The organism is Paracoccus aminophilus JCM 7686, assembly GCF_000444995.1.
In the GTDB taxonomy this organism is placed as follows: Bacteria; Pseudomonadota; Alphaproteobacteria; order Rhodobacterales; family Rhodobacteraceae; genus Paracoccus; species Paracoccus aminophilus.
Genome location: NC_022041.1, coordinates 2,047,370 through 2,066,814 on the forward strand (window position 1 = coordinate 2,047,370; position 19,445 = coordinate 2,066,814).

A 19,445-nucleotide genomic window follows, 5' to 3' on the forward strand; every position below is an offset into this window, starting at 1 on the left:
CGATTCTTGAGAACAAAAATAGAACAGATGGGACAGAAATCCAGCCACTCCGTAGCGACATGACCCCTTTCCGCGTCCTCTACATTGATATGAATTCGTTTTTTGCCTCGGTCGAGCAGCAGCTCGAGCCCGCTCTGCGCGGCAAGCCGGTGGCGATCACGGCGGTCGATTCGGAGGCCGGAGCCTGCGTGGCCGCGAGCTACGAGGCCAAGGCCCTTGGCGTCCGCACCGGCACGCGCGTCGCCGAGGCGCGGCTGCTTTGTCCGGGCATCATCTTCCGCGCCTCGCGCCATCGCGTCTATGTCCGCTTCAACCTCGCGGTCGCCGATGTGCTCGATCGCCACGCCGAGCTGACCCATATTCGCAGCGTCGATGAGTTCCAGCTCGCGCTGTCGGGGGAGGCCCAAACGCTCGAGGGCGCGGCCGCGCTGGTCACCCGGCTCAAGGCGGCCGTGGCGGCCGAGGTGGGCCCTGCCCTGCGTTTCTCGGCAGGGATCGGCCCAAACCATCTGCTGGCGAAGATCGCGGGGAAATTGGAGAAGCCCGACGGCTTCCAGTGGCTCGCGCCCGAGAACATGCCCGAGCGCATCGCGCACCTTGTCCTGGACGATCTACCCGGGATCTCAAGCGCGTTGAAGGAGCGGCTCTATCGCGCGCGGGTCTTCGATGTGCCGACGCTCTGTCAGCTCGATCCGCGCCATGCCCGGCAGATCTGGAGATCGGTCGAGGGCGAGCGATTCGTCCGGATGCTGCAAGGCATGGACATCCCGATCATACCGACGGTTCGCGGCGGCTATGGCAATTCCAAAGTCCTCTCGCCAGAATTCAGGGATCCTCGCAAAGCCTATCAGGTCGGGCGCTGGTTGACCGAGAAAGCAGCCGCCCGCCTGCGCCGCGATGGCCGCGTGGCCGGGCGATTCTCGCTCACCGTGTCATTCCTGTCCGGGCATAGCTGGGTCCGAGGCGTGTCCTGCTTTCCGACGCAGGACACATCATTCTTCCTGCGGCTGCACCGGGCGCTCTGGCGCGCGCTGTGGCGCGGCGGGCGGCCCGGGCCGGTTCTGTCGATGGGGGTGAACCTGACCAATGTCGATTTGCTCACGGCGCGCCAAGGTGATCTGCTGACCCCGCTCGCGCCTGCCGAGCGCACCCGCGGCGAAGAGGTCTCAGTCGCGGTTGACCAGATCAACGCGCGATTCGGCGACGGCATGATTCGCTATGGTATCCACCTGCCGCATCCGGGATTCTTCGAGCGCGGATGATGGGGTGGTATGGAGTAGGTTTGCGGTAGCGATGCGGGACAAAGCTGCCAGTCACATTCTGGTCAAGAAACCGAATATGAAAACGAGGCCTATAGCGACGAGGCCGGGCAACCATGATCTCCAAGAGCAAGGGAAGGCATAGGATTCCAAGTGAGCGCGACAAATGCGCTTACACATTCTCCAAGCGCGCTCCACGAATCTGCGCAGCGATGTTCCGCCGTCATCTGGGTCAATCATAGGACGAGCTTAGCATAGCTGCGACTGACGGCTAAGGGGCTCAAAGCGTCGATGACCTGATCCCGGCCTCAGAGCCGATTGGGTAAGAAATCTGACGGAAAGCCATCAATACCTGACAGAACATACAGATGGTGTCAGGTTTCAGAGATTTTTGACTCACGGAGAGAGGCATTGCTGACCCAGTGTGCCGGAGGCACGGCATATGCTATGCGGACATTCCGGGCAGTCAGGGAAGCTTTTCGTCGGGGTCATAGTCCTCGGCGCGCAAGGCCAGCTTGGGCTTTGGCGACCCTCCGCCATCCTGCAGAAGCGCTTCGACTGCATGCAGCAGACCAACCATGGCTTTGGATACCTCGTAGCCCATTGCATCCTTCAAAGCGCTCTCGATTCCAGCGTCTAGCGCCCAATGAACGTAAGCCCAACGCACTGCCCTTGCGCTTTCAGCATAGGCATTTTCGACAGCTACGTAGAACTCGTCGCGAACTTCCACCGTTGCGGCCTCTTCATCGTATTCGCTGAATACTGGCCGACACTGGCAATGACCGCAATGGGCTCCAAATCTACATCACCCCGGATCTGCCGAGCCGATCCCAGCAAGCCTCAAGCCTCGATTGGCTCGATCAGCTCGGGACCGTCATCGCGGATCCCGAAGGGGCGCACGGGATAATGGGAAAGCCGGGCGCCCGCGCCGATTTCAAGGTCGTTGGATCCGCCAAGCCACGCGTCCCGTTCGTCTGAGTTCAGGATCACGGGCATGCGTGTGTGGATCTCTTGGACCGAAGCATTGGCGGCGCGGGTCATGACCGTGCATGTCAGCAGATCGCCCCACCGCGACGCCAAGCCCGCGACCCAGAGCGTATCCTCATTGCCCGCAGAGCGGATAAAATGCGGCTGCTTGTGGCCGGTTTCGCCCGTCCATTCGTAATAGCCCGCCACCGGGATCAGGCAGCGGCCATATTTCCAGACCCCGCGAAACGTCGGCTTGCTCTGCGCCTCCTCGATTCGGGCATTGAAGGTGGCAGCCTTCCAGTCCTTCAGCTCACCCTTGTGCCAGCTCGGCACCAGCCACCAGCGCGCGATCATCGGCTCGAGAGGCTGCTTGCCGAAGATCAAGATGTCCTGCGTCGGTTTGACGTTCCAGCGCCGAGGCAAGGGATCGACCCTGATCTCGGAAAACTCCTCGTCGGAGCCGCGGCGGTTAGGGTCTGCGAAGCGTCCACACATAGGGCGAGGCTACGCTCCAGCCGCCCGTCGGACAAGCACCTGCCGTTTTAGACAGGAAACCCGTTCTGCATCGCAGCGTTGTCTTTGCGTGATGAGTAACGCCTGTTGATTGTGTTTTTAGCGAGTGCATATTTTGGTGACCGCCCAGGATGTTTTCTGGCGGTTGCTCGCTGTTCAGGGGCGGTTTTTTCCGCCCCTTATCAGCCCCCAGAGCAGCGCAGCCAGTGCTGCGCTGACTAGCAGCACCGCGATCACGTCGCCCCGCCTTTCTTCTTGGCGACACGCGACCAGATCACGGTCGCCGCATAGATCACGAGCCCCGCGAGAACGACCGCAAGATCGTTCAGATAGACGGTGAGCGTGCCTGTGGCCTCGTCGAAGCTGACGAAGCCAAGCGCGGTCAGCGCACCGGCCAGCGGGTAGAGGATATAGCGGATAATCAGAGCAATTTGTCCGAGCATGAGAGCGGTTCCTTTCGGTTTCAGAGGGTGGAGAGTTCGCGGGAGACGAGATCGCGCAGGCGATCGCCCACGCTGATCGGATCAGCGGGACCGGCCATGCCGGGTAGCACCGTGATGTCCCATTTGTTTTTCTGGACCACGCCGAGGCTCGGCTGGATCTCGGCATGAGAAAGCGTGGACCAGCGCGACACCGGAATGTCGTAGAGCCGGCACAGCCGCGCGGTCTCGCGCGCGAGCGCCGACACCTGCACCGGCCGGATCGGGGCCCGGCCCCAGACGAACGGACGTTCATTGGCGCCGGCCATTGCACAGATGGAAAGGCCGATCGCGCCGCCATTGGCGCCTTGCGTATGCGCGCGCTGCGCCGCGGGATCGGCCAGCCAGCGCACCTCGCCATCGCCGAGGATCAAAGCGTGATAGGCGGCCGTGGCCTCGGTGCTGGCGGCATAGCCGCTCGCAGCCCAATGCCAGTGAACCCGGGTGACCCCGCTCGGATGCTGAAACAGCAGCCCCCGTGTCTTCTGGGCGGTCAGTGCTGCTGCATAGGCCGCGCGGGTCCGGTTGCCATCGATCCCGTCGATCGGGCCCGGCCAAAAGCCCAGGGCGGCGCAGCGCGCCTGCCGCGCGCGCACCGCGTTCATGACTGCGGTCATGTTCTCTCTCTCCTGAAATGAAAAAACCGCCCGGAGGGGCGGCAGCGTGTGGGACGGGCAAGGCGGTCAGCGCCGCCAGTGCTTCCAGAGATCGATGGCGTTTTTCGGATCATCCACAGCCAAGAGCAGCCAGCGCATGACGCCTTCTGCGGTGAGCGTGACAACGGCACCGGCGACCGGCACGGGAACGCCAAGGGTTTCTGCAGCCCAATCGGCCCCGACCCAGGCCGCGCCGACAGCAACAGCAATCGTGGTGATGACCTTAAGAGGGCCGAGCTGCGCCGTGGTCTTGATCTTGACGATCAGCGCGATGGCGATCGCGATCCAGAACTCGGGAGAGCGGAAGGAAGAAGGTTCAGTCATTGCGCCTCCTGCGCATGAAAAAGCCCGCGCGAGGCGGGCATCAGGCAATCGGCACCTCGAAGGAGTGCATCGGGCGATAGACCGGCAGGCCGGTGATCGGGCCGGTGCCCTGCCAGACCTCACGGATCGAACCCGCTGCGGTGACATAGCGCGTGTCGACCTCGCCCGCATTCGGGCGGCGATAGACATATTGCAGCCGGGCCGAGCTGTTCGGCGTGCCCGAGAGGCTCAGGGTGATCTCGCGATCCCCGGTTTGCTCAACCCCGGTGATTGTGGCGCTGTCGTTCGAGAGGCTGAAGCCGAGATGGGGATCGAGCGGCACCATGTCCCGGTCGATCATAATCGGCGTCAGGCTCTCGACCGCGAGGATCACCTTGTTGCCGAGCCCTGCCGCGCGCTCGCCTTTGGGAAAGGCACACCACCAGGGCAGGCCCGCAACGTGGTTGCGATAGGCAAAGGCATCCATCTCGCGCAAACGGACCTGCGACAGATAGGAGGTGTGGATATGATCGGGCGTCCCGCCGCGCGCCGTACCCATCGGCAGGTGATAACGCGGCCCGACATCGACCACCTTATGACCCGCCAGGCGCGCCTGTCGCATCAACTCGCGCAAAGCGTATTTGACCTGCCAGTCGCTGCCAAACGCGGACATGGCTGTGGTGCCGCCCGGAATATCGACCAGCCAGACCACCGGCAGGCCGGTGAACGCCAGATCGGCCTCGATATCGGCCATGTAGCCAAGCCCGTCAGCCGTATAGGTCGCCCACGGGTCGCGCCGATTGGTCTCGCCATGGGTGAAGGCGATCACGATTTCTGTTGGCGGAACAGCTGCATGCGTCATCACCGCCGTCACCCACTCGATCATGCGAATGCGCTGGGGCGCGGGCGCGCCGGAGGGAAGCACCTTCCAGATCGCAAAATTCGGATCGGTCGCCGTGAATCCCGCGCCGCCGCGCCCATGACTGCCTGCGTAGATCATCCCGGCCCCGCGCGGATCGAGCGCGTTCGACGCAGAGGCAAGAGCCTCGGCAGACGATTGGACGCCTGCGATCTGTGCGGGAACAAAGCCAGTGATCGGAACGGTAGGGACTTGCCCGTTGTGCCCCCGCAACCCGCCCAGCTCGCCGACGCCATCATTCGACATCAGCACGAAGTCGGGCGTTTTCGCCGGGATATAGAGCGGAGGGCCCTCCATCTCAGACACCGCCGCATTGGACTGCCCGAGCACCATGAAAATCGCGACCCGCGACGGCAGCCAGTGCCATGCCCCGTCGCCGCCGACCGTATAGCGTGCCGCAGCGCCGATCCCGGCATCGCCAACCAGCTGGGTTACGCCGCCAACGCGGCGCGGCAATAGGGTCGCCGAGGCGGGCAAGGGCTCGGGGGGCGTATAGCCGCCGCCCGAGCCGCTGCCCGAGACCGTGGCCAGCGCGGCCTGCATCTGGGCGAAGGTCGGATGATCGCGGGCGACCCATTCCGACGACCACCGCAGGATCCACCACTTTGCATCGAGGTCTTTTGCATATTCATCGGTTTCAGGCAGGTCGGGCAGCCTGCCAATCGTCGCCCAGATTGCCTCTCCCGGCGCGTTGCCCTTCGTAATGACAAGCACTTTCGCTCCTGCCGGGACGGTGATCCCAGACGGTCGCAGATTGTTTGCGACGACGCGCTTGACAGCGCCGTCGTACATGTCATCCCGCAGCACCTGGGAAGACGAGGCCCGCCGCCACCATTGGTTACCCGTGCCGTCGCGGCGCAGCGTGTCCGTTACCACGCCATCGCTCGGCGCAGAGGCTCGAACCCATTTCGCGGATTCCGTCCCGACTGATTTGGTGACGTCGATGCACTGCGTCCCGGTCGGGGGGATCGCGCCGTCGATCGTCAGGCTGTTGTTCGCATATTGCCAGACCCGGCCAGAGCGCAGTTCGGAGGTGTCAGCCTTGGCCGCGAGATCACTCTCGATCGACGTTGTCGAGAACGTGCGCCCCCACCATTGGCCGGTCGCATCCTGAACCAAAACATCCGTCGCGCCGCCGCTCGTCGGCGCCGATCGTCGAACCCAGTCGGCCTGGCCAGATCCGGTCGTCTTATGCACCGCGATCATTTGGGTGCCGGTCGGGGGCGTAGCGCCCACCGGCGTCAGGTCATTGCGGGCATAGCGCCAGACCCGGCCATTGGGCAGATCGGTCTCAACGGCCGAGACCCGCGCCTTGATCGCCGGCGTATCCTCGGAGAGATACCACCACGCGGCATCGGCGGTCTGGGCATGGATCGCCGGATTGACCGGGTTCGGAGCCGATCCAAGCCGACGCCAGTTAAAGGTCCCGGAGTTATTGGCGACGATGATCTGGTTCGTGCCGGGCGGCGGGGTTTGCGCAGAGAGATTGGTGCTCGAGCTGTGCCAGAGCCTGCCATTGCGCAGATCCGTGAGCTCAGCATTCGTGCCCGTCTGCATCTCCGTCATCCAGGTCCGGATATCGGCCTTGGGCACCGCGGAGCCATTCGGGTAAATCTCACCCGGCGTCTTGGTCGTCGTGACCATGGGGAACCTCAGTCTTTAAGGGAGATATTGGCCGACAAGCACCTCAGCCGAGGTCTTGCCGCTTTGATTTTCTGATCGGAGCCAGTAGCGCGCGCCCTCGGACGGGATGCTGGCCGTGATCGCGACCTCGGACGAGGTGTCGTAATTCCAGCGCTGGAAGACCGCCGCGCTGAACGGCGCGGCTGGCGCGGCGCGCCACAGTCCGGTGCGGTAGTAATTGGCGCCGAGATCCGGAGCCATGATCACCGTCAGCGTGCCGCCAGCCGTCCCGGACTTGCTGATGATCTGCGGCGCATCGGGAGGCGTGGTATTGGCGACAACCTCGATGCCCGTCACCGTCGTGATTTCTGAGGCCGCATCATTGCCGCCCGGCGCCGCGCCGCTATCTGGGCGCGCGCTATACCAGCCGATGCCAATCTCATATTCGCCGCGATCGGCATTGGGCAGGCTCCGCGCGACGAGCTTGCCGCCCACCCGGATGTCCTGCACCTCGAGCCCATAGCGAAAGCTCGAGCCCGCGCGCCGGTAATAGCCGCCGAGATAATACGGCCCGTCAATCGGATCGACCTCGATGCGGATATAGGGCGGCCCGTCATTGTTGGCGATTGTCAGGGAGGAGATCACCGGCGCCGCGAGAAGCTGCTGACCGGGCTCGACTTTCTCCGGGACCGAGGGTGGGTCGCCCTCCTCCGCGGCAGTCCAGCTAAAGCTCGCCGGATCTGCCGCGATCAGCTGGACCGTGACCACGCCGTCATCGCCCTCGGCGTCAAAGGCAAAGCCGTCGATCCAGGCGCTCGCATTAATCAGCCCAAGCTCGGGCAGATGCAGGCGCACGGTTTCTTCTTCGAGGAGCAACAGCCCCCAGAAGCGCAACCGCACCGTCGCCCGCCAACTCGGATTGAGCTTGGCCATCTTGATCTTGGCAAGCCGCCGCGCCTGCCCGTGGCTCTGCACCCAAGGGAAGTCGATCTCTTTCGCCGCGCTCTCGCCATAAAGCGCCAGCGCCGCAGCATCATCCCAAGGATCAGCGCTGGTCTGCTGCCAGCCGATTTCGGGCGCAACATATTTGGGCACCAGCGTGGTGACGCGCTCGAACTCGCCAGAGCCCGGCCCGATGTCGAGGCTGACGATATGCTCCTCCCGGATCGTGTAGTTCGGCGCGCGCCATTTGCCGACCCGAAAGCCGAGCTTGCCCTCGCTGGTGATGTAGAACCGGCCCGCAGAAGCATCCTCGAGGCGGCGCAGGACATCGACCACCGGCTCGGACAGAGCATAGCTGCCGCCGCCGATATAGCGCCGCGCGGTGCCCGGTGCCTTGCGCGGGATCGGATCCTCGCAATCGGCAATGGCCTGGGCGAAAGAGGCCGTGTCGAGATCGGCGAGCCGCAGCGGGCCATAGCTCGGATGGGTCAGCACATCCCGCGCCTGCACGGCGATATTGTCGGACCAGGTCGCGTCGCCGGTGATCGGGTTGTGGCAAGCATCGCCCTTGATCAGCGCCGATATCTGCGGATCGCCCCCGCTATAGATCTCCGAGATCTTGTCGCCCTTGACCGCATCGAAGGTGCCCAAGATCGTGCCGACCCCGCGCAGCCGGTGGTTCGGCGTCCAGCCCGGAAACGCTGCCTGCAGCGCAGCATAGGCCCCGCCCGATTGCAGGGCGCTCTGGCCAGAGCGCCAGTCGATGCTGACCACGCCGTCATAGGGTTTGCTGGTCACCGCAGTCCCTGAGAGTGTGACCTCCTTGTCATTGAGCCACACCGTCTCAACCGCCGAGATCCCGCCCTGCCCCATCGCCAAGAGCTTGAAGAGCCGTCGCTGACCGCCGACCTGCGCCCAATCCCAGAACATCGCGGCGCCCGAGGCGCGCACCCGGCCAAGATGGCGGATGCGCTGCGCGTTGCTGTCGCGCAATTCGGTCTGCAGATCGCGCGGCTTTGGCCCTTTCGGCTGGGTGACTTTGGCCACCGCCATATTCAACGCGATGGCGGCTGCCGTGCGCAGAGCAAAGCCCACGACCGTTTGGGCGCTCCATGTCGCCACCAGCCAAGCCCCAACTTGTGGCATTCATCTTCCCCAGATCTGGATTGCTTCGGCGCGGACCAGCCCGACACCACGCGGCTTACGAAAAGCCCATTTCTCGCCATGGCGGATCGCCGCGACCTCATGACCCGCGACCGCGATCACCGCGACATCGCCCTCACGCGCAGCCGCGCGTTGCGGCAGCGGGCATTCCTGCGCCAAAAACCCCGGCAGATCGCCGCCGGTGATCCTCCGCATCTCCACCTCGGTCGCATATCGCCCGCGCCAGCGCGCCGCCGGATCGAGGCCCCAATGCAAGAGGCACCAATCCGCGACCCAGAGCGTGCAATCGACCTCGCCCCAGCTCCAGGGTCGATGCCAGCTCTGGCGGATGTAATCGCCTACCCGCGCAGCCAACCGATGATGACCTTGCCGACGAGGCTCGGCGCAAATTCGCAGCCGCGATCCCCGGCTGAGCGCCGTTGCTGGTCGCGATCGGTATATTCGCCAAGCGGTGTCATATTGCGGATGTCGAGCGGGCTCTCGGCGCGGATCTCGAGATATTCGAGCTCGGCAGTCTGGACCTTTTTGACATCGCGGATCCTGCCCCGATGCATCGAGACCATCGGCCCGACCGGCACGCCGCCGGAATAGAGCTGCAGGTATTGCTGGATCGGACGCCCCCACCATTCGGCGCGGTTGTCGAGCGCCGCAAGCAGGAGCGGCAGAGGGTTCTTGCCGATGCGATAGATCGCGGGCACCGCCTCCAACGGACCACCGGATTCGATCGCCGCCGCTTGGACCCAGTCATGGGCGGGTTGCCAGGTGACCCCGCCGAGCGTGTCCGGCGTGCTACCCTCGATCAGCCGATAGCTCGCGCTGGCAAAGGCAACATGGAACAGGCGTCGACACTCGACCAGCTCGCGATTGGCGTCGAGAAGCGCGACCTGCGCAGGGGTGAAAGCCAAGACAAAATGTTCCTTTTTCTGGACTTCCTTGGAGTGGCGCGCGTAACTGGCGCACACATCAACAACGAATGGACAGGTTCATGGCGTCAAATGACGACAATATTCGCGCGGCAATTCATCAAGCCATTCTGCTGGTCGATGAGATTGCAAGGATCACGGTCGAGGATCACCCCTACCGGGCCAACACCCTTTCAGCGCTGCGGCAATCTTTGCGCACAGCTAAGGATGCAGCCTTTCCAGAGCTTTCTTGTGCGGTAATCCCATGATGCACGCACTCACGATCGATCAAACGCCTCGACAAAGTTGACGGTGACCTGCTGGCCCCATTTGAGGTTCTCGCGTACCCGCCGCCCCTCATCGTCCGAGGCAAAGCGGCCATAGAACCGCGGCGGATCTGTGACGAGCCGGACGCCAAGCGGCAGGTTCGCGCGCAGCGGCGGCTCGAACGAGACCTGACCGCCGGGCTGGCTGCCGGTCACGCGATAGAGAAATCCATCGCGCGAGAACATGTCGCCGGGGCGCAGGTTCGGGCGCGTCGGATTGCTGGTCTCGGTCACGAAAGAGGTCGCGCCGGCCGAGGCCGCCGCTTTGAGCAGGAGATCCTGCATGCCGCTGGTCGGATCCGCGAATCCCGTGCCGTCCGAGAACCAGACGTCATCGTCGAAGGGCCATTGCCGGGGCGCGACCCGCGGGCCGTAGCGAAACGGATCGCAGATGCAGAGGCTCGCGATATTGGTCCGCCCGCGCATCCGCGTCACCAGCACCTCGAAGGCGCGCAGCCGGTCAGCTTTGAAGGTCTGGGCAAAGGTCAGCGAGACCTCCCAAACCGCCGAGTTGACCCCGATAATCTGCTCTGATCCGGCAAGGTTGCGCCCGGCGCTGCGCGTGGTCCATTTCAGAAAGAAATCGGTATCGCGCAGCCCAAGGCCGCAAGGCCATTCGATTATTTCTGACATTCACGTTCTCGATGTTAGAATTAATTATTTGCGCGACAGGAGATGGCGATGAATGTTTTAGAGCTTGCAAGGAAGGACCCTGCGGCAGTTGCCGCATCGGCGTTTGAGCTTGCAAGAGCCAACTTTTATATTTCCTATGCAATCGCGGAAGCGATTAGCTCGTTGGGAAACACACAACGCACTGCTATTCTTCAGGGCCTTGAGTGGACTGTTGACTGTGCGGAGAGCGAAACAACAAGCAAGCATGTCAAAACTTTGATTGCTATGCTGAGCGGAGAGGAACCTGCGCCACCCGGGCCTCTCCTGTACGTGGTCAAGTAGTGCCTCTTTATTTAAAGCGCTCGAATATGGTCAGCTCATGCGCTGACCATATTCCCTGTTGAAACGCAGCCATTGCGAAAAGGCCTGCTGATCGCGCTTGTTGAGACGAGCTTCGAGTTCCGCGATGCGATCGCGATCAGAATTGCCGTTAATCACGATGCTGGTCTGAGGAGCATAGGAAGAACCGCCCTGTCCCCCGCGCAGCGCGGCCTGTGCTTGCGGCACGCTCAAGATCCGACCATTGACCGCCGGGACGAATGGCTCCGGCCCGCGCTCGCCCGTCATGTACATCTGACCAGCGGTGACGGGACCGCCATTGGCGCGGCCCGGAAGGACAGCAGGCGCACCCGCGCCGCGTAGCGCTCCGACCAACTTGTCGCCCCCGCCGAAGATGCTGCCGAACAGCCCGCCAAGCAGCCCTGAGCCGCCTCCGCCAGAGAATGGCCCAGACCCGAACAGCGCCGCTTCCAGCGCGGCTTTGGCCAGCATCTTGGCGACATTGCCGAGGACATCAGCAAAGCTGTTGCCCGCCACGATCGCGTCGAGCAGGCCGTCCTTGAGGGTGTCCTGGACGCTCGCCATGAACTGCTGGCGCTCGGCCACCTTGCCTTCCGCAACAGCACGCTCATTCGTTGCGATGATGTCAGCCTTTTTGGCCTCGCCCAGAGCCTCAATGGCCTGCTTATAGGTCAGGGTGCTACCGGTCATCAGCGTATCGAGATCGACATTGCGACGCTTGGCGTCCGCAACCAACATCATGATGGTCTTTTGCTTTTCGAACTCGCCGTTGATTTCTGCGATGGCGCGCGCCTGATCATCTGGTTTCAGCTGCTGAGCCTTCACTGCGGCGATTTGGTCAGCTTGCTGCGCAGCAAGTTTGGAACTCTCTTGCTCCGTCAGCAAGTTCTTCGCAAGCTGAGCTCCATATTCCTTAACCTGCTTTGCAAGGCGCTCCCGTTCCTCAATTTCAGCTGTCAGATCTTTGGCTTGGCCGAATGCGCTCGCCTCAGACTGGCGCCGCTTGGCATTGATCCCATTGTTGTCGGTCGAAAGCTGCGCAATCGCATTCGCAATATCCTGATTTGATCCAGATCGAACCGGCTCCAAGATCCTTTGGGGCAGGCTGCCGTAATTGTAGGCTATGCTCGTGAGCGCGGCCTGCTGGCCCGGATCGAATTGCTTCCAACGGACAGCGCCGATGCTATCGATGATTCCGGATTGAAACTCGCCAATTCGACGACTCAGATCTCGGTTTGCGTCCTCGATCGAGACGGCCATTCCCTTTGTGACCTTTGCGATCGTCCCGTCGGCCAAAGTGACAGTGTCAGAACCATAGCCCGCGCGGTAAGCGTTGACATCCCATTTCCCGGTTGGCTGATAGCCCTCATACCGCTTTATTACCTCGGAGGCAGAAGCCGTCGATTTGATCTTCTGTGCCCACTCGCCCCATTCTTTCGGCGTCGATCCCGTTGCCTGCGCAATGACATCACTGATCAGGCCATTCTGCATCTGGCCGCTAGAAATATTCCAGTGCGCGCCGATCTGCTGCTTGAGGCGGCGCTGCATCGCCTGAAACGCCTCATCGTTCGCGACTGCCAGCGACCGGACCTTCTTTTCCTCGTCATCGAGCAACTTAAGCCGCTCACGCGCAGCTTTCTCGGCCTCGGCAGAGCCAGACTTGATCGCTTCATCCAGCATCTTCTGCGCCGTGAGCCGGTCGTCAGACAGCTTTTTGAGCTTTTCGGTATCGGTTTGATATTGCTCGACCACGCGGGTCTGCGCGGAACGCAGCGCCTCCGACTGCGATGATGCCATGTCGAAATAGGCTTTTGCCTTTTCGGCGAGGCCATCCTTGCCGCCGAAGCGCTCCGCCACCTTATCGGCCCCACCGGCCACATCGATCAGGGCTTGCTGCAGCGCTTCTGCGGCCTGCTGCACCTTGACCGTGTCCCCGCCCGCTTCCGTCGTAAGCTTCATCGCGGCGGCGAGCTTTTGTGCCTGCGGCCAGCTGAGACGATAGGTGTCGGCGAGGTTTTTCACCTTCTTTTCGGTGTCGGTCATTTTTCGATCAACATCCGCACCGGAGATCCAGCCGAGACCGGATGCCAGCAAGCCCGCACTCTCTGCCTTGTCGCCAAAGCCACCGCCAATCGAGCCAATGGATTTGCCGAGGTCTGCCATAGCGGACGAGGCGATTGCCCGGGCAATCGCCGATTGCTGCTGGAAGAATGACTGTGCCGCACCCGCCGCTTCGCCATAGCGCGCCGCGAGCACGGTGATCGGAGTTTCGGCAGCTTCCACAGCCGCCTTCATCAGATCGGTCGATTCCTTGACCAGCTTGAGCTTGTCCCCAAACTGCGCGGACGTGTCACTGGCTTTAATCAATGCCGCACCGAGCGGAATGAGAATGGCCGCGGCGGCGCCCGCAAGCGCACCAACGGCGCCAAATGCCCCCAAAAGTTGAGGGAGCTGCTGGCCCAACGCTTGTGCGGCAGATGTTCCAGCACCAACTTGAACAGCAAAGTCACCGACCTGCCATCCAACTTGCTGAAGGGTATTGCCACCGCCGCCAACTCGGCGGCTAGCCTGCTCAGAAACCTCCCCTGCCTGCTTCATCTGACGCGCGGCACGTTCGGTTGCGGCAATATAGGTCTTCTGATCGATCGCACCGACCTTAAGCGCACGGCTCAGCTCTTCGACCTGCTTCTCGTAGGCCTTGGCAGCGCGATAGGCTGGGTCATAGGTCTTGGCGAGCTTGTCCATCTCGCGGGTGTGCGCACGCAAAGCCTCGGTATTTGTGACTTTTCCCTGGGCATCGACAAAGGCCTTTTGCGCCTCCTCCCCACGCTTCTTGTAGAAGGCGACGACCTTGTTCGCCTCTCTGACAAGCTGCGAATCGGAAAAGCCAGCCGATACGACAAGATCTGGTTCATCAGCCATCAGAAGCCCTCCACACCCATTGCTGCGAGATCGGAATCGGACAGCTCACCGCCCGCGCCGCGTGTTTTCCAGCCGTTGGCTTTGCCGTAACCGTCGACCCGGGCCGTGAACTCCCAGACGCTGAGTTGAGCCAAATCGGCGTGGGTCATGCCAATGGCGGCTGCGAGGCCGTGGATGGCGCTGAACTTCCACTGTCCGTTTTTTCGCTGTTCTCCGGTGTCGGCGTCACCGGCCCAGGCTCCCCCACAGGATCATCCGGCGGGCCGTAGAGCGCGTGTCCGAGAATGGCCTGTGCCGGGACCTTGAACTCGATCAAGGGATGCCGTTCGAATGCAGCGACGACCCGCGCCTGGGCCTCGACGGCGGAAAGTCCGCCGCCAATCAGCCCGGCACGAACCGTCTCGAACAGATCTGTTGCCGCCCATTGCCCAAGGTTGATCCGGTTCAGCAAGAACTCGGGACCTGCCTCGGTCTTCTGCTGAAGCAACTCCAACTGGGCGAGCGGCAGACGGAATGCATGTTCACCACCCGGCCAAATAAGGACCAGCGCTTCCATCACGGACCCGCTTTCACGAGACGAGCAGGAACGCCGTCAAATTGAAGCTCGATCGCACAGGTGACTTTCTGACCCTTGGTGCGCTGGTTAGTCAGCGTGGTCAGGAGCGCGGGCCCGACTTCATATTCGGTGTCACCGGGCGCTGCGTTCAAATGGCCGGCGCGGATCTGCTTCGGCGCCCCAGAATAGAACCAGTCCAGCATATCGCCGTGCGACTGCTGGGCCCAGGATCCATCCGCGGACACAGAAACATCGATGCTGCGAACCGCCTTTTCGACATCGAGCGGCAGGCTTTCATCATCGCAATCGCCCGGAACTTCCGAGGTGTCGACCTGCGCACTCCGCGTGATCGTGACGCCGATCAGGCCGCAAATCCGCGTCCAGGTCGTGCCGTTTTCTGAGGTTTCGAGCACCATCTGCTCGAACTTTTCGGTAATGGGCTTCGCCATTGGGTCTCTCTCCATGAAAAAGCCGCCCGAAGGCGGCACCGGATGACAATCTCTGTGAAAAGGCTATTCGGCCTTTTTCCTTCCTGTGCCCGCGCGGCTTGCCGAACTGTTGGCATTCGGCAAGACCTCGGTCGCACGGCCCGCCGCGACCGCCGCATCGATCAGCTCGCGCGGGAAATACTGCGGCTCCGGTGACGGATAGACCGACCACCCTGCGTTGCGGATCCGGCTCGAATAGTGAAACTCTCCTTGGAAGACCGCCTTAGCCATTGCGCCAAGCCTCCCTGATCGCCGATTTTACGCGAGCCCTGATCTTCTTCTTGAAGTCAGCTTTCTTCGCTTTCCACGCCGGGAAAAAGAACGGGCGAGCGGGCAGGCCCGACTTTGTCCCGAATTCGTGGAAACGGGCGTAAAACGCGGTCTTGATGCCCGCATAAATCTTGATCCGCAGGGTGGCATACTGATCGCCTTTGTTCTTCCCGTTGCGAATGTCGTCGATCATGAAACTGCCCGGAGGCACATCGCCCCATGTCCAGCCGACCGATTTAAGAAGATCACCGTCGCCCGGCTTGAAGTTGGATCGGATCAGATTACGCATGTACTCGCAGATCTCTTCAGCGCCCTCCTCCATTGCGATTTTAGCGGCGTCAACGGCAACTGCCGGAATCTGCTTGAGTTTCGCAACGATGCGCGGGTTAAGTTGGGCCATTAAGGAATCCGAGGTAAAGGTGAACTACCTAAAAAGACAGTTTTGTTAGGAAAACGGCTCGTTCACGAATCGGTTACTGCTTTGTATGGTAAAAATACATTTTGACCGAGGTGAACCTGAATGCGTGCTTTTTCCTTATTATTAACCGCGATAACAATGCTTCTCTTTAATTTCGGCGATGCGTCGGCCCATGGCGGCGGCTGCCGAAAGTCGTCTCCCCCTGGCCAATGCTGCCATGCGGACAAGAAAGATGGTGGCCGAGTGCACTGCCACTGATATATTTTAAATGGGAATTTCTAAATGAAATCGCTTTTCTTGGCATCTGTGACTGTATGCATTCTCTCCGGTTGCGCACAAAAACCTGAGGCTATCCAATCTGCATACGTATCGCCATCCACCTATCAAGGTTGGAGCTGTCAGCAGCTACAATCAGAAGCAATCCGTATCGATAATGCCCTTGCTCGTGCCTCCAACCAACAAGAAAAAGCACGCAGCAATGATACTGTCGGTGTTATATTTCTTGGGCTTCCAGTTTCATCGCTGTCCGGTGGCAACGTCGCTCCGCAGATTGCCGATCTAAAAGGGCGCAAAGAGGTGATCGAGCAGACCCAGATTTCGCAAAAATGCATCGTACTACGAAAAGCTGAGCCAAAGGTGGAAGATAAAAAATCCAAGTAGGAATAAGGAATGCGCCCTTATTGAGGGCGCTTTCGCTACTCCTCCGCCTCGACCTCGATCTGGACCACGCCATGGACCCAATCCGGATCGGGGTCATCCATGACGCGAACGAGCGCGATCTCGATCGGATGCATGGTGAGCGCGTCGGTATCGGCCCAGCCCTTGAGGCAAGCGGCGACATCATCGGTCAGATCCTCGAGCGCGCCCTTGCTCTCGGTTTTCTCCCAAACATCGATCTGGAGCGAGATCACGCGACCCGCGATGCACTCTGCATCGTCTGGCCGCCAATCGCTCGGTCCAAGCGCGGCATAGGGTGCGGCGGCTTTTTCGGTGGGGCGGTCATAGACCCGTCCCGCGAGCGCGGGCACAGCCGCCTCAATCCGGGCGATGACCATGACCCGCAGCTTGCGACCGGCCCTCACGGCGTGATCACCGCTTCGGCGAGGAACTCGAGATAGGCGCGATCCTCCGTCATGCGGGGCAGCTCCTTCACATGATAAACCTCGTTGTCAAAGAGACAGCGCCAGGCATTGGTGATCCGGGCCGCATCACTCGACCGGCGAATGATGATCAGGACGGGTGCCCGCGCGGCCAGCCGAGCCTGCATCACCGCCTCGCCGCCTTTGAGATAGCGAACCCCTGCCCAAAGCGTGAACTCATCGAACCATGCCTGCACGACCTTGCCGTCGGCATCCTTGCCCTCGATCGGCGACTGGAAGGCAATGCGGCGATCGAGTTTGCCCGCGGTCATGGCGCCCACCAACGGATCGGCGCGAGCAGTGCATCGACAGCCATTGGCAGCTCGTGCGGCGCCGTGGACGTGACCGCCTCACGATTCTCATACCAATGCCCGACCAGCAACAGCACCGCGACGCGCAGGCTCGGGCGCAGCTCTTCCGGCAGCGCCGCCGTAAAGCGCACCGTCGCCGCACCGGCGAGAATGACGCTGCTGCCCCGCGCATCTTGCACTAACTCGCAGGCGATCTCTTCGCCTTCGGCATCCACGGCGCTGGCCTCGATCACATCCGGCAGCGGCAGGCGATGGCGCCCGAGGCAGGGCAGATCGATCTCCCAAGTCTGGGTCATGATGCAACGGCCGAGAATGCCGCGATAGCCATCGAGATAGGCTATGGCGGCATCGATATAGCCCTGAACCAGAGCGTTGCTGTCACTGCCGTCGATCCGGCAATGTGCCTTGGCATCCTCTAGCGTGACCAGAAGCTCGGTCGGCGCGACCACGAGACGCGGGATCATGCCGACGGCTCGCCCGCTTCAGCTTTCCCAGCCCGGCCTTTCGGCTTCGCCGCCTCTCCCTTCGCGGCATCGATTTCATCCGCGGCTTGATGAGCCGCCTCATCGTCGCGCGACGGATGCGCCTCAATGGCAGCGAGACGTGCAGCCAGATCGGCCTCGCGCGCATCGAGATCTGCCTCGCGCAGGTCGAGCGCGCTCGACCGTGCCTCCAGCTCGGAGCTGCGCTCATCGACTTTCGCAAGCGCTTCATCCGCAGCCTCCTTCGCTTCGCGCATCATCTCGGCAAAGACCGCCTGAAACTCCGGGGATTCGAGAATGTCGGCGCGGAGCGTCAGGGGCATGTTGCCATCAGGCAGAGGATCGAACGCGCCCTCGCTTTGGGCATAGGTCACGAGCGAGGCGGGGCAGTCTTCCCCTGCCGGGATCACGCGCGGATAGATTTCACCATCGGGCACGCCGGTGATGGGCTTGGTCAGCTTCGCCATAATTGGCCTCCTTCTCCATAGAAAAAGGGGCGGTCGCGCCGCCCCTTCGATCAATGCAGACCCGCCCGATCAGGCAGCGACGCGGTGATAGCGCAGCCACTCCGGGTTCCAGAGCCCGCCGCCGACGCGCTTGCGGGTGTAGAACAGGATGTAGGGCTTGTTGGTGTAGGGATCGCGCAGCACCGACACGCCGACGCGATCGAAGATCCGATAGCCCTCGGCCATATTGCCGAAGACGATCGGCACGGCATTGGCTGCAACATCGGGCAGGCCCGAGAGCTCGCGGATCGGCTGGCCGAGGACCTGCGCCGGTTGGCCCGCTTGGAACGGCGGCGACCACAGGAAGTTGCCCTCGCCATCCTTCATCTTGCGGATGACAGCATGGCTCTTGCGGTTGGCATAGAGCGCCGCCCCGGTCGAGCGATCCTCGGGCAGATCATAGATCAGATCGATCAGCCCATCTGCGGTCAGCCCTGCTGCCGCGCCGGTGTTGACCTCGCCGATCGCGCCGAGCGGGTGGCGCTGCGCGACGGGCAGCGCGGCCTCGGTCGCCGCGTCATAGCGCAGCAGGCCCTTGGGCTTGTTGACGCCGTCGCCGTTGATGAAGGCAAGGCCCTCCTGCCGCGCGAACTCGATGTTGACCTCGCCTGCAAGCCAGCTCGCAATATCGATCTCGCTATCTTCGAGGATGCGCTCGGTCGCCGCCGGGTTGGCGTAAAGCTCACCGAAGGCAAAATCGTATTCGACCAGCGTCGAGCTTGCCGTCTGCGGGCGTGCGCCGGTTTCCCCGACCCAGGCCGCGCCCGTGCCGTGGACGTTGTAGAGCTTCTTGAACCCCTGCCCCGAGACCGATTGGACGCCCGCATATTGGCGCATGGGCGAGACCTCGACCCGCCTGTCGGTGATGGTGCGGTCCCATTCCACCGGCGCGGTATAGCCGCCATCCGGATCGGAGCCGACCGAGTAGGCCGCCTTGATCCCGCCGTTCTTGGCCAGCGCCTTCAGGTCGCGTTCGCCCTCGCCGGTGCGGAACCACGCATCGAAGCTGGCGGAGTATTCCCGCTCTTCCTGGCTGCGCTCATCCTGTCCGCCGGGCCCGTTCAGCGCCAGAGCCGCCAGCTTGGCGTTGGCTTCATCAAGCGCCCCGGTCAGCGCGCCGACCGAAGCCTCGATCTTGACCAGCTTGTCGGTCGTGACGACATCGTCGAAGCGGGCAGCGAGCTGCTTGTCCTTCTCGGCCTGCGCATCCTTATGCGCCTTCCAGTCCGAATTCAGCGCCCGGATCAGCGACAGCGCATCACCATCTGCACGCACGGAGACAATCCCGCGAGCTTTCGCGGGGGCAAAATGTTTGGTCATGGGATA

25 protein-coding genes are annotated in these 19,445 nt (G+C 62.2%); 4 read left to right on the plus strand and 21 right to left on the minus strand.

The window, feature by feature from the left end; translation table 11 throughout:
• Positions 1–59 precede the first annotated feature (59 nt).
• The gene (locus JCM7686_RS09965; protein WP_020950729.1) at positions 60–1,262 is read left to right on the plus strand and encodes a DNA polymerase Y family protein; all 1,203 of its coding nucleotides are present in this window, start codon (positions 60–62) and stop codon (positions 1,260–1,262) included.
• A 463-nt stretch (positions 1,263–1,725) separates the two neighbouring features.
• On the opposite strand, the gene JCM7686_RS24365 is transcribed toward JCM7686_RS09965, so the two are convergent.
• The 9 genes from JCM7686_RS24365 to JCM7686_RS10005 form a co-directional block, all read right to left on the minus strand.
• A complete protein-coding gene (locus tag JCM7686_RS24365; RefSeq protein WP_041527329.1) occupies positions 1,726–1,989 on the minus strand; it encodes a hypothetical protein in 264 nt (87 codons plus the stop codon).
• Between the two features lie 110 nt (positions 1,990–2,099).
• Complete coding sequence (locus JCM7686_RS09970) at positions 2,100–2,723, minus strand: SOS response-associated peptidase (RefSeq protein WP_020950730.1); 624 nt, start codon at positions 2,721–2,723, stop codon at positions 2,100–2,102.
• A 251-nt stretch (positions 2,724–2,974) separates the two neighbouring features.
• Positions 2,975–3,184, minus strand: a complete 210-nt coding sequence (locus JCM7686_RS09975; RefSeq protein WP_020949555.1) for a Pam3-gp28 family putative phage holin — start codon at positions 3,182–3,184, stop codon at positions 2,975–2,977.
• A gap of 20 nt (positions 3,185–3,204) precedes the next feature.
• Complete coding sequence (locus JCM7686_RS09980; RefSeq protein ID WP_020950731.1) at positions 3,205–3,837, minus strand: peptidoglycan recognition protein family protein; 633 nt, start codon at positions 3,835–3,837, stop codon at positions 3,205–3,207.
• A gap of 66 nt (positions 3,838–3,903) precedes the next feature.
• Positions 3,904–4,200 carry a hypothetical protein gene (locus JCM7686_RS09985; RefSeq protein ID WP_020952160.1) on the minus strand — a complete coding sequence of 99 codons (297 nt, stop codon included), beginning with the start codon at positions 4,198–4,200 and terminating at the stop codon, positions 3,904–3,906.
• Positions 4,201–4,240: 40 nt separating this feature from the next.
• Positions 4,241–6,742: a hypothetical protein gene (locus JCM7686_RS09990; RefSeq protein WP_020950948.1), complete on the minus strand. Its 2,502-nt coding sequence runs from the start codon at positions 6,740–6,742 to the stop codon at positions 4,241–4,243.
• A gap of 15 nt (positions 6,743–6,757) precedes the next feature.
• The gene (locus JCM7686_RS09995) at positions 6,758–8,809 is read right to left on the minus strand and encodes a phage tail protein (protein WP_020949994.1); all 2,052 of its coding nucleotides are present in this window, start codon (positions 8,807–8,809) and stop codon (positions 6,758–6,760) included.
• A complete protein-coding gene (locus JCM7686_RS10000; RefSeq protein ID WP_020949993.1) occupies positions 8,810–9,181 on the minus strand; it encodes a DUF6950 family protein in 372 nt (123 codons plus the stop codon).
• Positions 9,166–9,732, minus strand: coding sequence for a hypothetical protein (locus tag JCM7686_RS10005; protein WP_041527168.1), 567 nt, complete (start codon positions 9,730–9,732; stop codon positions 9,166–9,168). The genes JCM7686_RS10000 and JCM7686_RS10005 overlap by 16 nt, the downstream gene beginning before the upstream one ends.
• A gap of 80 nt (positions 9,733–9,812) precedes the next feature.
• On the opposite strand from JCM7686_RS10005, the gene JCM7686_RS24370 reads away from it, so the two are divergent.
• Positions 9,813–9,998, plus strand: a complete 186-nt coding sequence (locus tag JCM7686_RS24370; protein WP_148292581.1) for a hypothetical protein — start codon at positions 9,813–9,815, stop codon at positions 9,996–9,998.
• Positions 9,999–10,007: 9 nt separating this feature from the next.
• Here JCM7686_RS24370 and JCM7686_RS10010 read toward each other — a convergent pair whose 3' ends face one another.
• Positions 10,008–10,688, minus strand: coding sequence for a hypothetical protein (locus tag JCM7686_RS10010; RefSeq protein WP_020950732.1), 681 nt, complete (start codon positions 10,686–10,688; stop codon positions 10,008–10,010).
• Between the two features lie 48 nt (positions 10,689–10,736).
• Between JCM7686_RS10010 and JCM7686_RS10015 the strand changes: the two genes are divergently transcribed.
• Positions 10,737–11,009, plus strand: a complete 273-nt coding sequence (locus JCM7686_RS10015) for a hypothetical protein (protein WP_041527267.1) — start codon at positions 10,737–10,739, stop codon at positions 11,007–11,009.
• Between the two features lie 30 nt (positions 11,010–11,039).
• Here the strand turns inward: JCM7686_RS10015 and JCM7686_RS10020 are convergent, their stop codons facing one another.
• The 6 genes from JCM7686_RS10020 to JCM7686_RS10040 form a co-directional block, all read right to left on the minus strand.
• Complete coding sequence (locus JCM7686_RS10020) at positions 11,040–13,949, minus strand: glycoside hydrolase family protein (RefSeq protein WP_020950733.1); 2,910 nt, start codon at positions 13,947–13,949, stop codon at positions 11,040–11,042.
• A complete protein-coding gene (locus JCM7686_RS24690; RefSeq protein WP_020952161.1) occupies positions 13,949–14,098 on the minus strand; it encodes a hypothetical protein in 150 nt (49 codons plus the stop codon). Before JCM7686_RS24690 ends, JCM7686_RS10020 begins: the two co-directional genes overlap by 1 nt.
• A complete protein-coding gene (locus JCM7686_RS23440) occupies positions 14,095–14,505 on the minus strand; it encodes a gene transfer agent family protein (protein WP_051201547.1) in 411 nt (136 codons plus the stop codon). Before JCM7686_RS23440 ends, JCM7686_RS24690 begins: the two co-directional genes overlap by 4 nt.
• Positions 14,505–14,954 carry a phage tail tube protein gene (locus tag JCM7686_RS10030; RefSeq protein ID WP_020952163.1) on the minus strand — a complete coding sequence of 150 codons (450 nt, stop codon included), beginning with the start codon at positions 14,952–14,954 and terminating at the stop codon, positions 14,505–14,507. The genes JCM7686_RS23440 and JCM7686_RS10030 overlap by 1 nt, the downstream gene beginning before the upstream one ends.
• A gap of 63 nt (positions 14,955–15,017) precedes the next feature.
• On the minus strand, positions 15,018–15,224 hold the full coding sequence (locus JCM7686_RS10035) for a hypothetical protein (RefSeq protein WP_020950734.1): 207 nt from the start codon (positions 15,222–15,224) through the stop codon (positions 15,018–15,020).
• A complete protein-coding gene (locus tag JCM7686_RS10040; RefSeq protein ID WP_020950735.1) occupies positions 15,217–15,663 on the minus strand; it encodes an HK97-gp10 family putative phage morphogenesis protein in 447 nt (148 codons plus the stop codon). The genes JCM7686_RS10035 and JCM7686_RS10040 overlap by 8 nt, the downstream gene beginning before the upstream one ends.
• Before the next feature lie 300 nt (positions 15,664–15,963).
• On the opposite strand from JCM7686_RS10040, the gene JCM7686_RS23945 reads away from it, so the two are divergent.
• Positions 15,964–16,341, plus strand: coding sequence for a hypothetical protein (locus JCM7686_RS23945; RefSeq protein WP_084621060.1), 378 nt, complete (start codon positions 15,964–15,966; stop codon positions 16,339–16,341).
• Between the two features lie 35 nt (positions 16,342–16,376).
• On the opposite strand, the gene JCM7686_RS10045 is transcribed toward JCM7686_RS23945, so the two are convergent.
• The 5 genes from JCM7686_RS10045 to JCM7686_RS10065 form a co-directional block, all read right to left on the minus strand.
• Positions 16,377–16,763 carry a DUF3168 domain-containing protein gene (locus tag JCM7686_RS10045; protein WP_020950736.1) on the minus strand — a complete coding sequence of 129 codons (387 nt, stop codon included), beginning with the start codon at positions 16,761–16,763 and terminating at the stop codon, positions 16,377–16,379.
• Positions 16,760–17,092 carry a phage head closure protein gene (locus tag JCM7686_RS10050; protein WP_020949984.1) on the minus strand — a complete coding sequence of 111 codons (333 nt, stop codon included), beginning with the start codon at positions 17,090–17,092 and terminating at the stop codon, positions 16,760–16,762. Before JCM7686_RS10050 ends, JCM7686_RS10045 begins: the two co-directional genes overlap by 4 nt.
• Positions 17,089–17,595, minus strand: coding sequence for a head-tail connector protein (locus tag JCM7686_RS10055; protein ID WP_020951333.1), 507 nt, complete (start codon positions 17,593–17,595; stop codon positions 17,089–17,091). The genes JCM7686_RS10050 and JCM7686_RS10055 overlap by 4 nt, the downstream gene beginning before the upstream one ends.
• Positions 17,592–18,080 (minus strand): hypothetical protein, encoded by a 489-nt coding sequence (locus JCM7686_RS10060; RefSeq protein WP_020949983.1) that lies wholly within the window; start codon positions 18,078–18,080, stop codon positions 17,592–17,594. The genes JCM7686_RS10055 and JCM7686_RS10060 overlap by 4 nt, the downstream gene beginning before the upstream one ends.
• Positions 18,081–18,149: 69 nt before the next feature.
• Positions 18,150–19,439, minus strand: coding sequence for a phage major capsid protein (locus JCM7686_RS10065; RefSeq protein WP_020949982.1), 1,290 nt, complete (start codon positions 19,437–19,439; stop codon positions 18,150–18,152).
• Positions 19,440–19,445: the final 6 nt, after the last annotated feature.

What these genes read in the sequence shown, in the direction of transcription:
- JCM7686_RS09965 (WP_020950729.1), top strand. Translation starts at nt 60, where the DNA reads ATGACCCCTTTCCGCGTCCTCTACATTGATATGAATTCGTTTTTTGCC.
- JCM7686_RS09970 (WP_020950730.1), bottom strand. Translation starts at nt 2,723, where the DNA reads ATGTGTGGACGCTTCGCAGACCCTAACCGCCGCGGCTCCGACGAGGAG.
- JCM7686_RS09975 (WP_020949555.1), bottom strand. Translation starts at nt 3,184, where the DNA reads ATGCTCGGACAAATTGCTCTGATTATCCGCTATATCCTCTACCCGCTG.
- JCM7686_RS09980 (WP_020950731.1), bottom strand. Translation starts at nt 3,837, where the DNA reads ATGACCGCAGTCATGAACGCGGTGCGCGCGCGGCAGGCGCGCTGCGCC.
- JCM7686_RS09985 (WP_020952160.1), bottom strand. Translation starts at nt 4,200, where the DNA reads ATGACTGAACCTTCTTCCTTCCGCTCTCCCGAGTTCTGGATCGCGATC.
- JCM7686_RS09990 (WP_020950948.1), bottom strand. Translation starts at nt 6,742, where the DNA reads ATGGTCACGACGACCAAGACGCCGGGTGAGATTTACCCGAATGGCTCC.
- JCM7686_RS09995 (WP_020949994.1), bottom strand. Translation starts at nt 8,809, where the DNA reads ATGCCACAAGTTGGGGCTTGGCTGGTGGCGACATGGAGCGCCCAAACG.
- JCM7686_RS24370 (WP_148292581.1), top strand. Translation starts at nt 9,813, where the DNA reads ATGGCGTCAAATGACGACAATATTCGCGCGGCAATTCATCAAGCCATT.
- JCM7686_RS10010 (WP_020950732.1), bottom strand. Translation starts at nt 10,688, where the DNA reads ATGTCAGAAATAATCGAATGGCCTTGCGGCCTTGGGCTGCGCGATACC.
- JCM7686_RS10015 (WP_041527267.1), top strand. Translation starts at nt 10,737, where the DNA reads ATGAATGTTTTAGAGCTTGCAAGGAAGGACCCTGCGGCAGTTGCCGCA.
- JCM7686_RS10020 (WP_020950733.1), bottom strand. Translation starts at nt 13,949, where the DNA reads ATGGCTGATGAACCAGATCTTGTCGTATCGGCTGGCTTTTCCGATTCG.
- JCM7686_RS24690 (WP_020952161.1), bottom strand. Translation starts at nt 14,098, where the DNA reads ATGACCCACGCCGATTTGGCTCAACTCAGCGTCTGGGAGTTCACGGCC.
- JCM7686_RS23440 (WP_051201547.1), bottom strand. Translation starts at nt 14,505, where the DNA reads ATGGAAGCGCTGGTCCTTATTTGGCCGGGTGGTGAACATGCATTCCGT.
- JCM7686_RS10030 (WP_020952163.1), bottom strand. Translation starts at nt 14,954, where the DNA reads ATGGCGAAGCCCATTACCGAAAAGTTCGAGCAGATGGTGCTCGAAACC.
- JCM7686_RS10035 (WP_020950734.1), bottom strand. Translation starts at nt 15,224, where the DNA reads ATGGCTAAGGCGGTCTTCCAAGGAGAGTTTCACTATTCGAGCCGGATC.
- JCM7686_RS10040 (WP_020950735.1), bottom strand. Translation starts at nt 15,663, where the DNA reads ATGGCCCAACTTAACCCGCGCATCGTTGCGAAACTCAAGCAGATTCCG.
- JCM7686_RS23945 (WP_084621060.1), top strand. Translation starts at nt 15,964, where the DNA reads ATGAAATCGCTTTTCTTGGCATCTGTGACTGTATGCATTCTCTCCGGT.
- JCM7686_RS10050 (WP_020949984.1), bottom strand. Translation starts at nt 17,092, where the DNA reads ATGACCGCGGGCAAACTCGATCGCCGCATTGCCTTCCAGTCGCCGATC.
- JCM7686_RS10055 (WP_020951333.1), bottom strand. Translation starts at nt 17,595, where the DNA reads ATGATCCCGCGTCTCGTGGTCGCGCCGACCGAGCTTCTGGTCACGCTA.
- JCM7686_RS10060 (WP_020949983.1), bottom strand. Translation starts at nt 18,080, where the DNA reads ATGGCGAAGCTGACCAAGCCCATCACCGGCGTGCCCGATGGTGAAATC.
- JCM7686_RS10065 (WP_020949982.1), bottom strand. Translation starts at nt 19,439, where the DNA reads ATGACCAAACATTTTGCCCCCGCGAAAGCTCGCGGGATTGTCTCCGTG.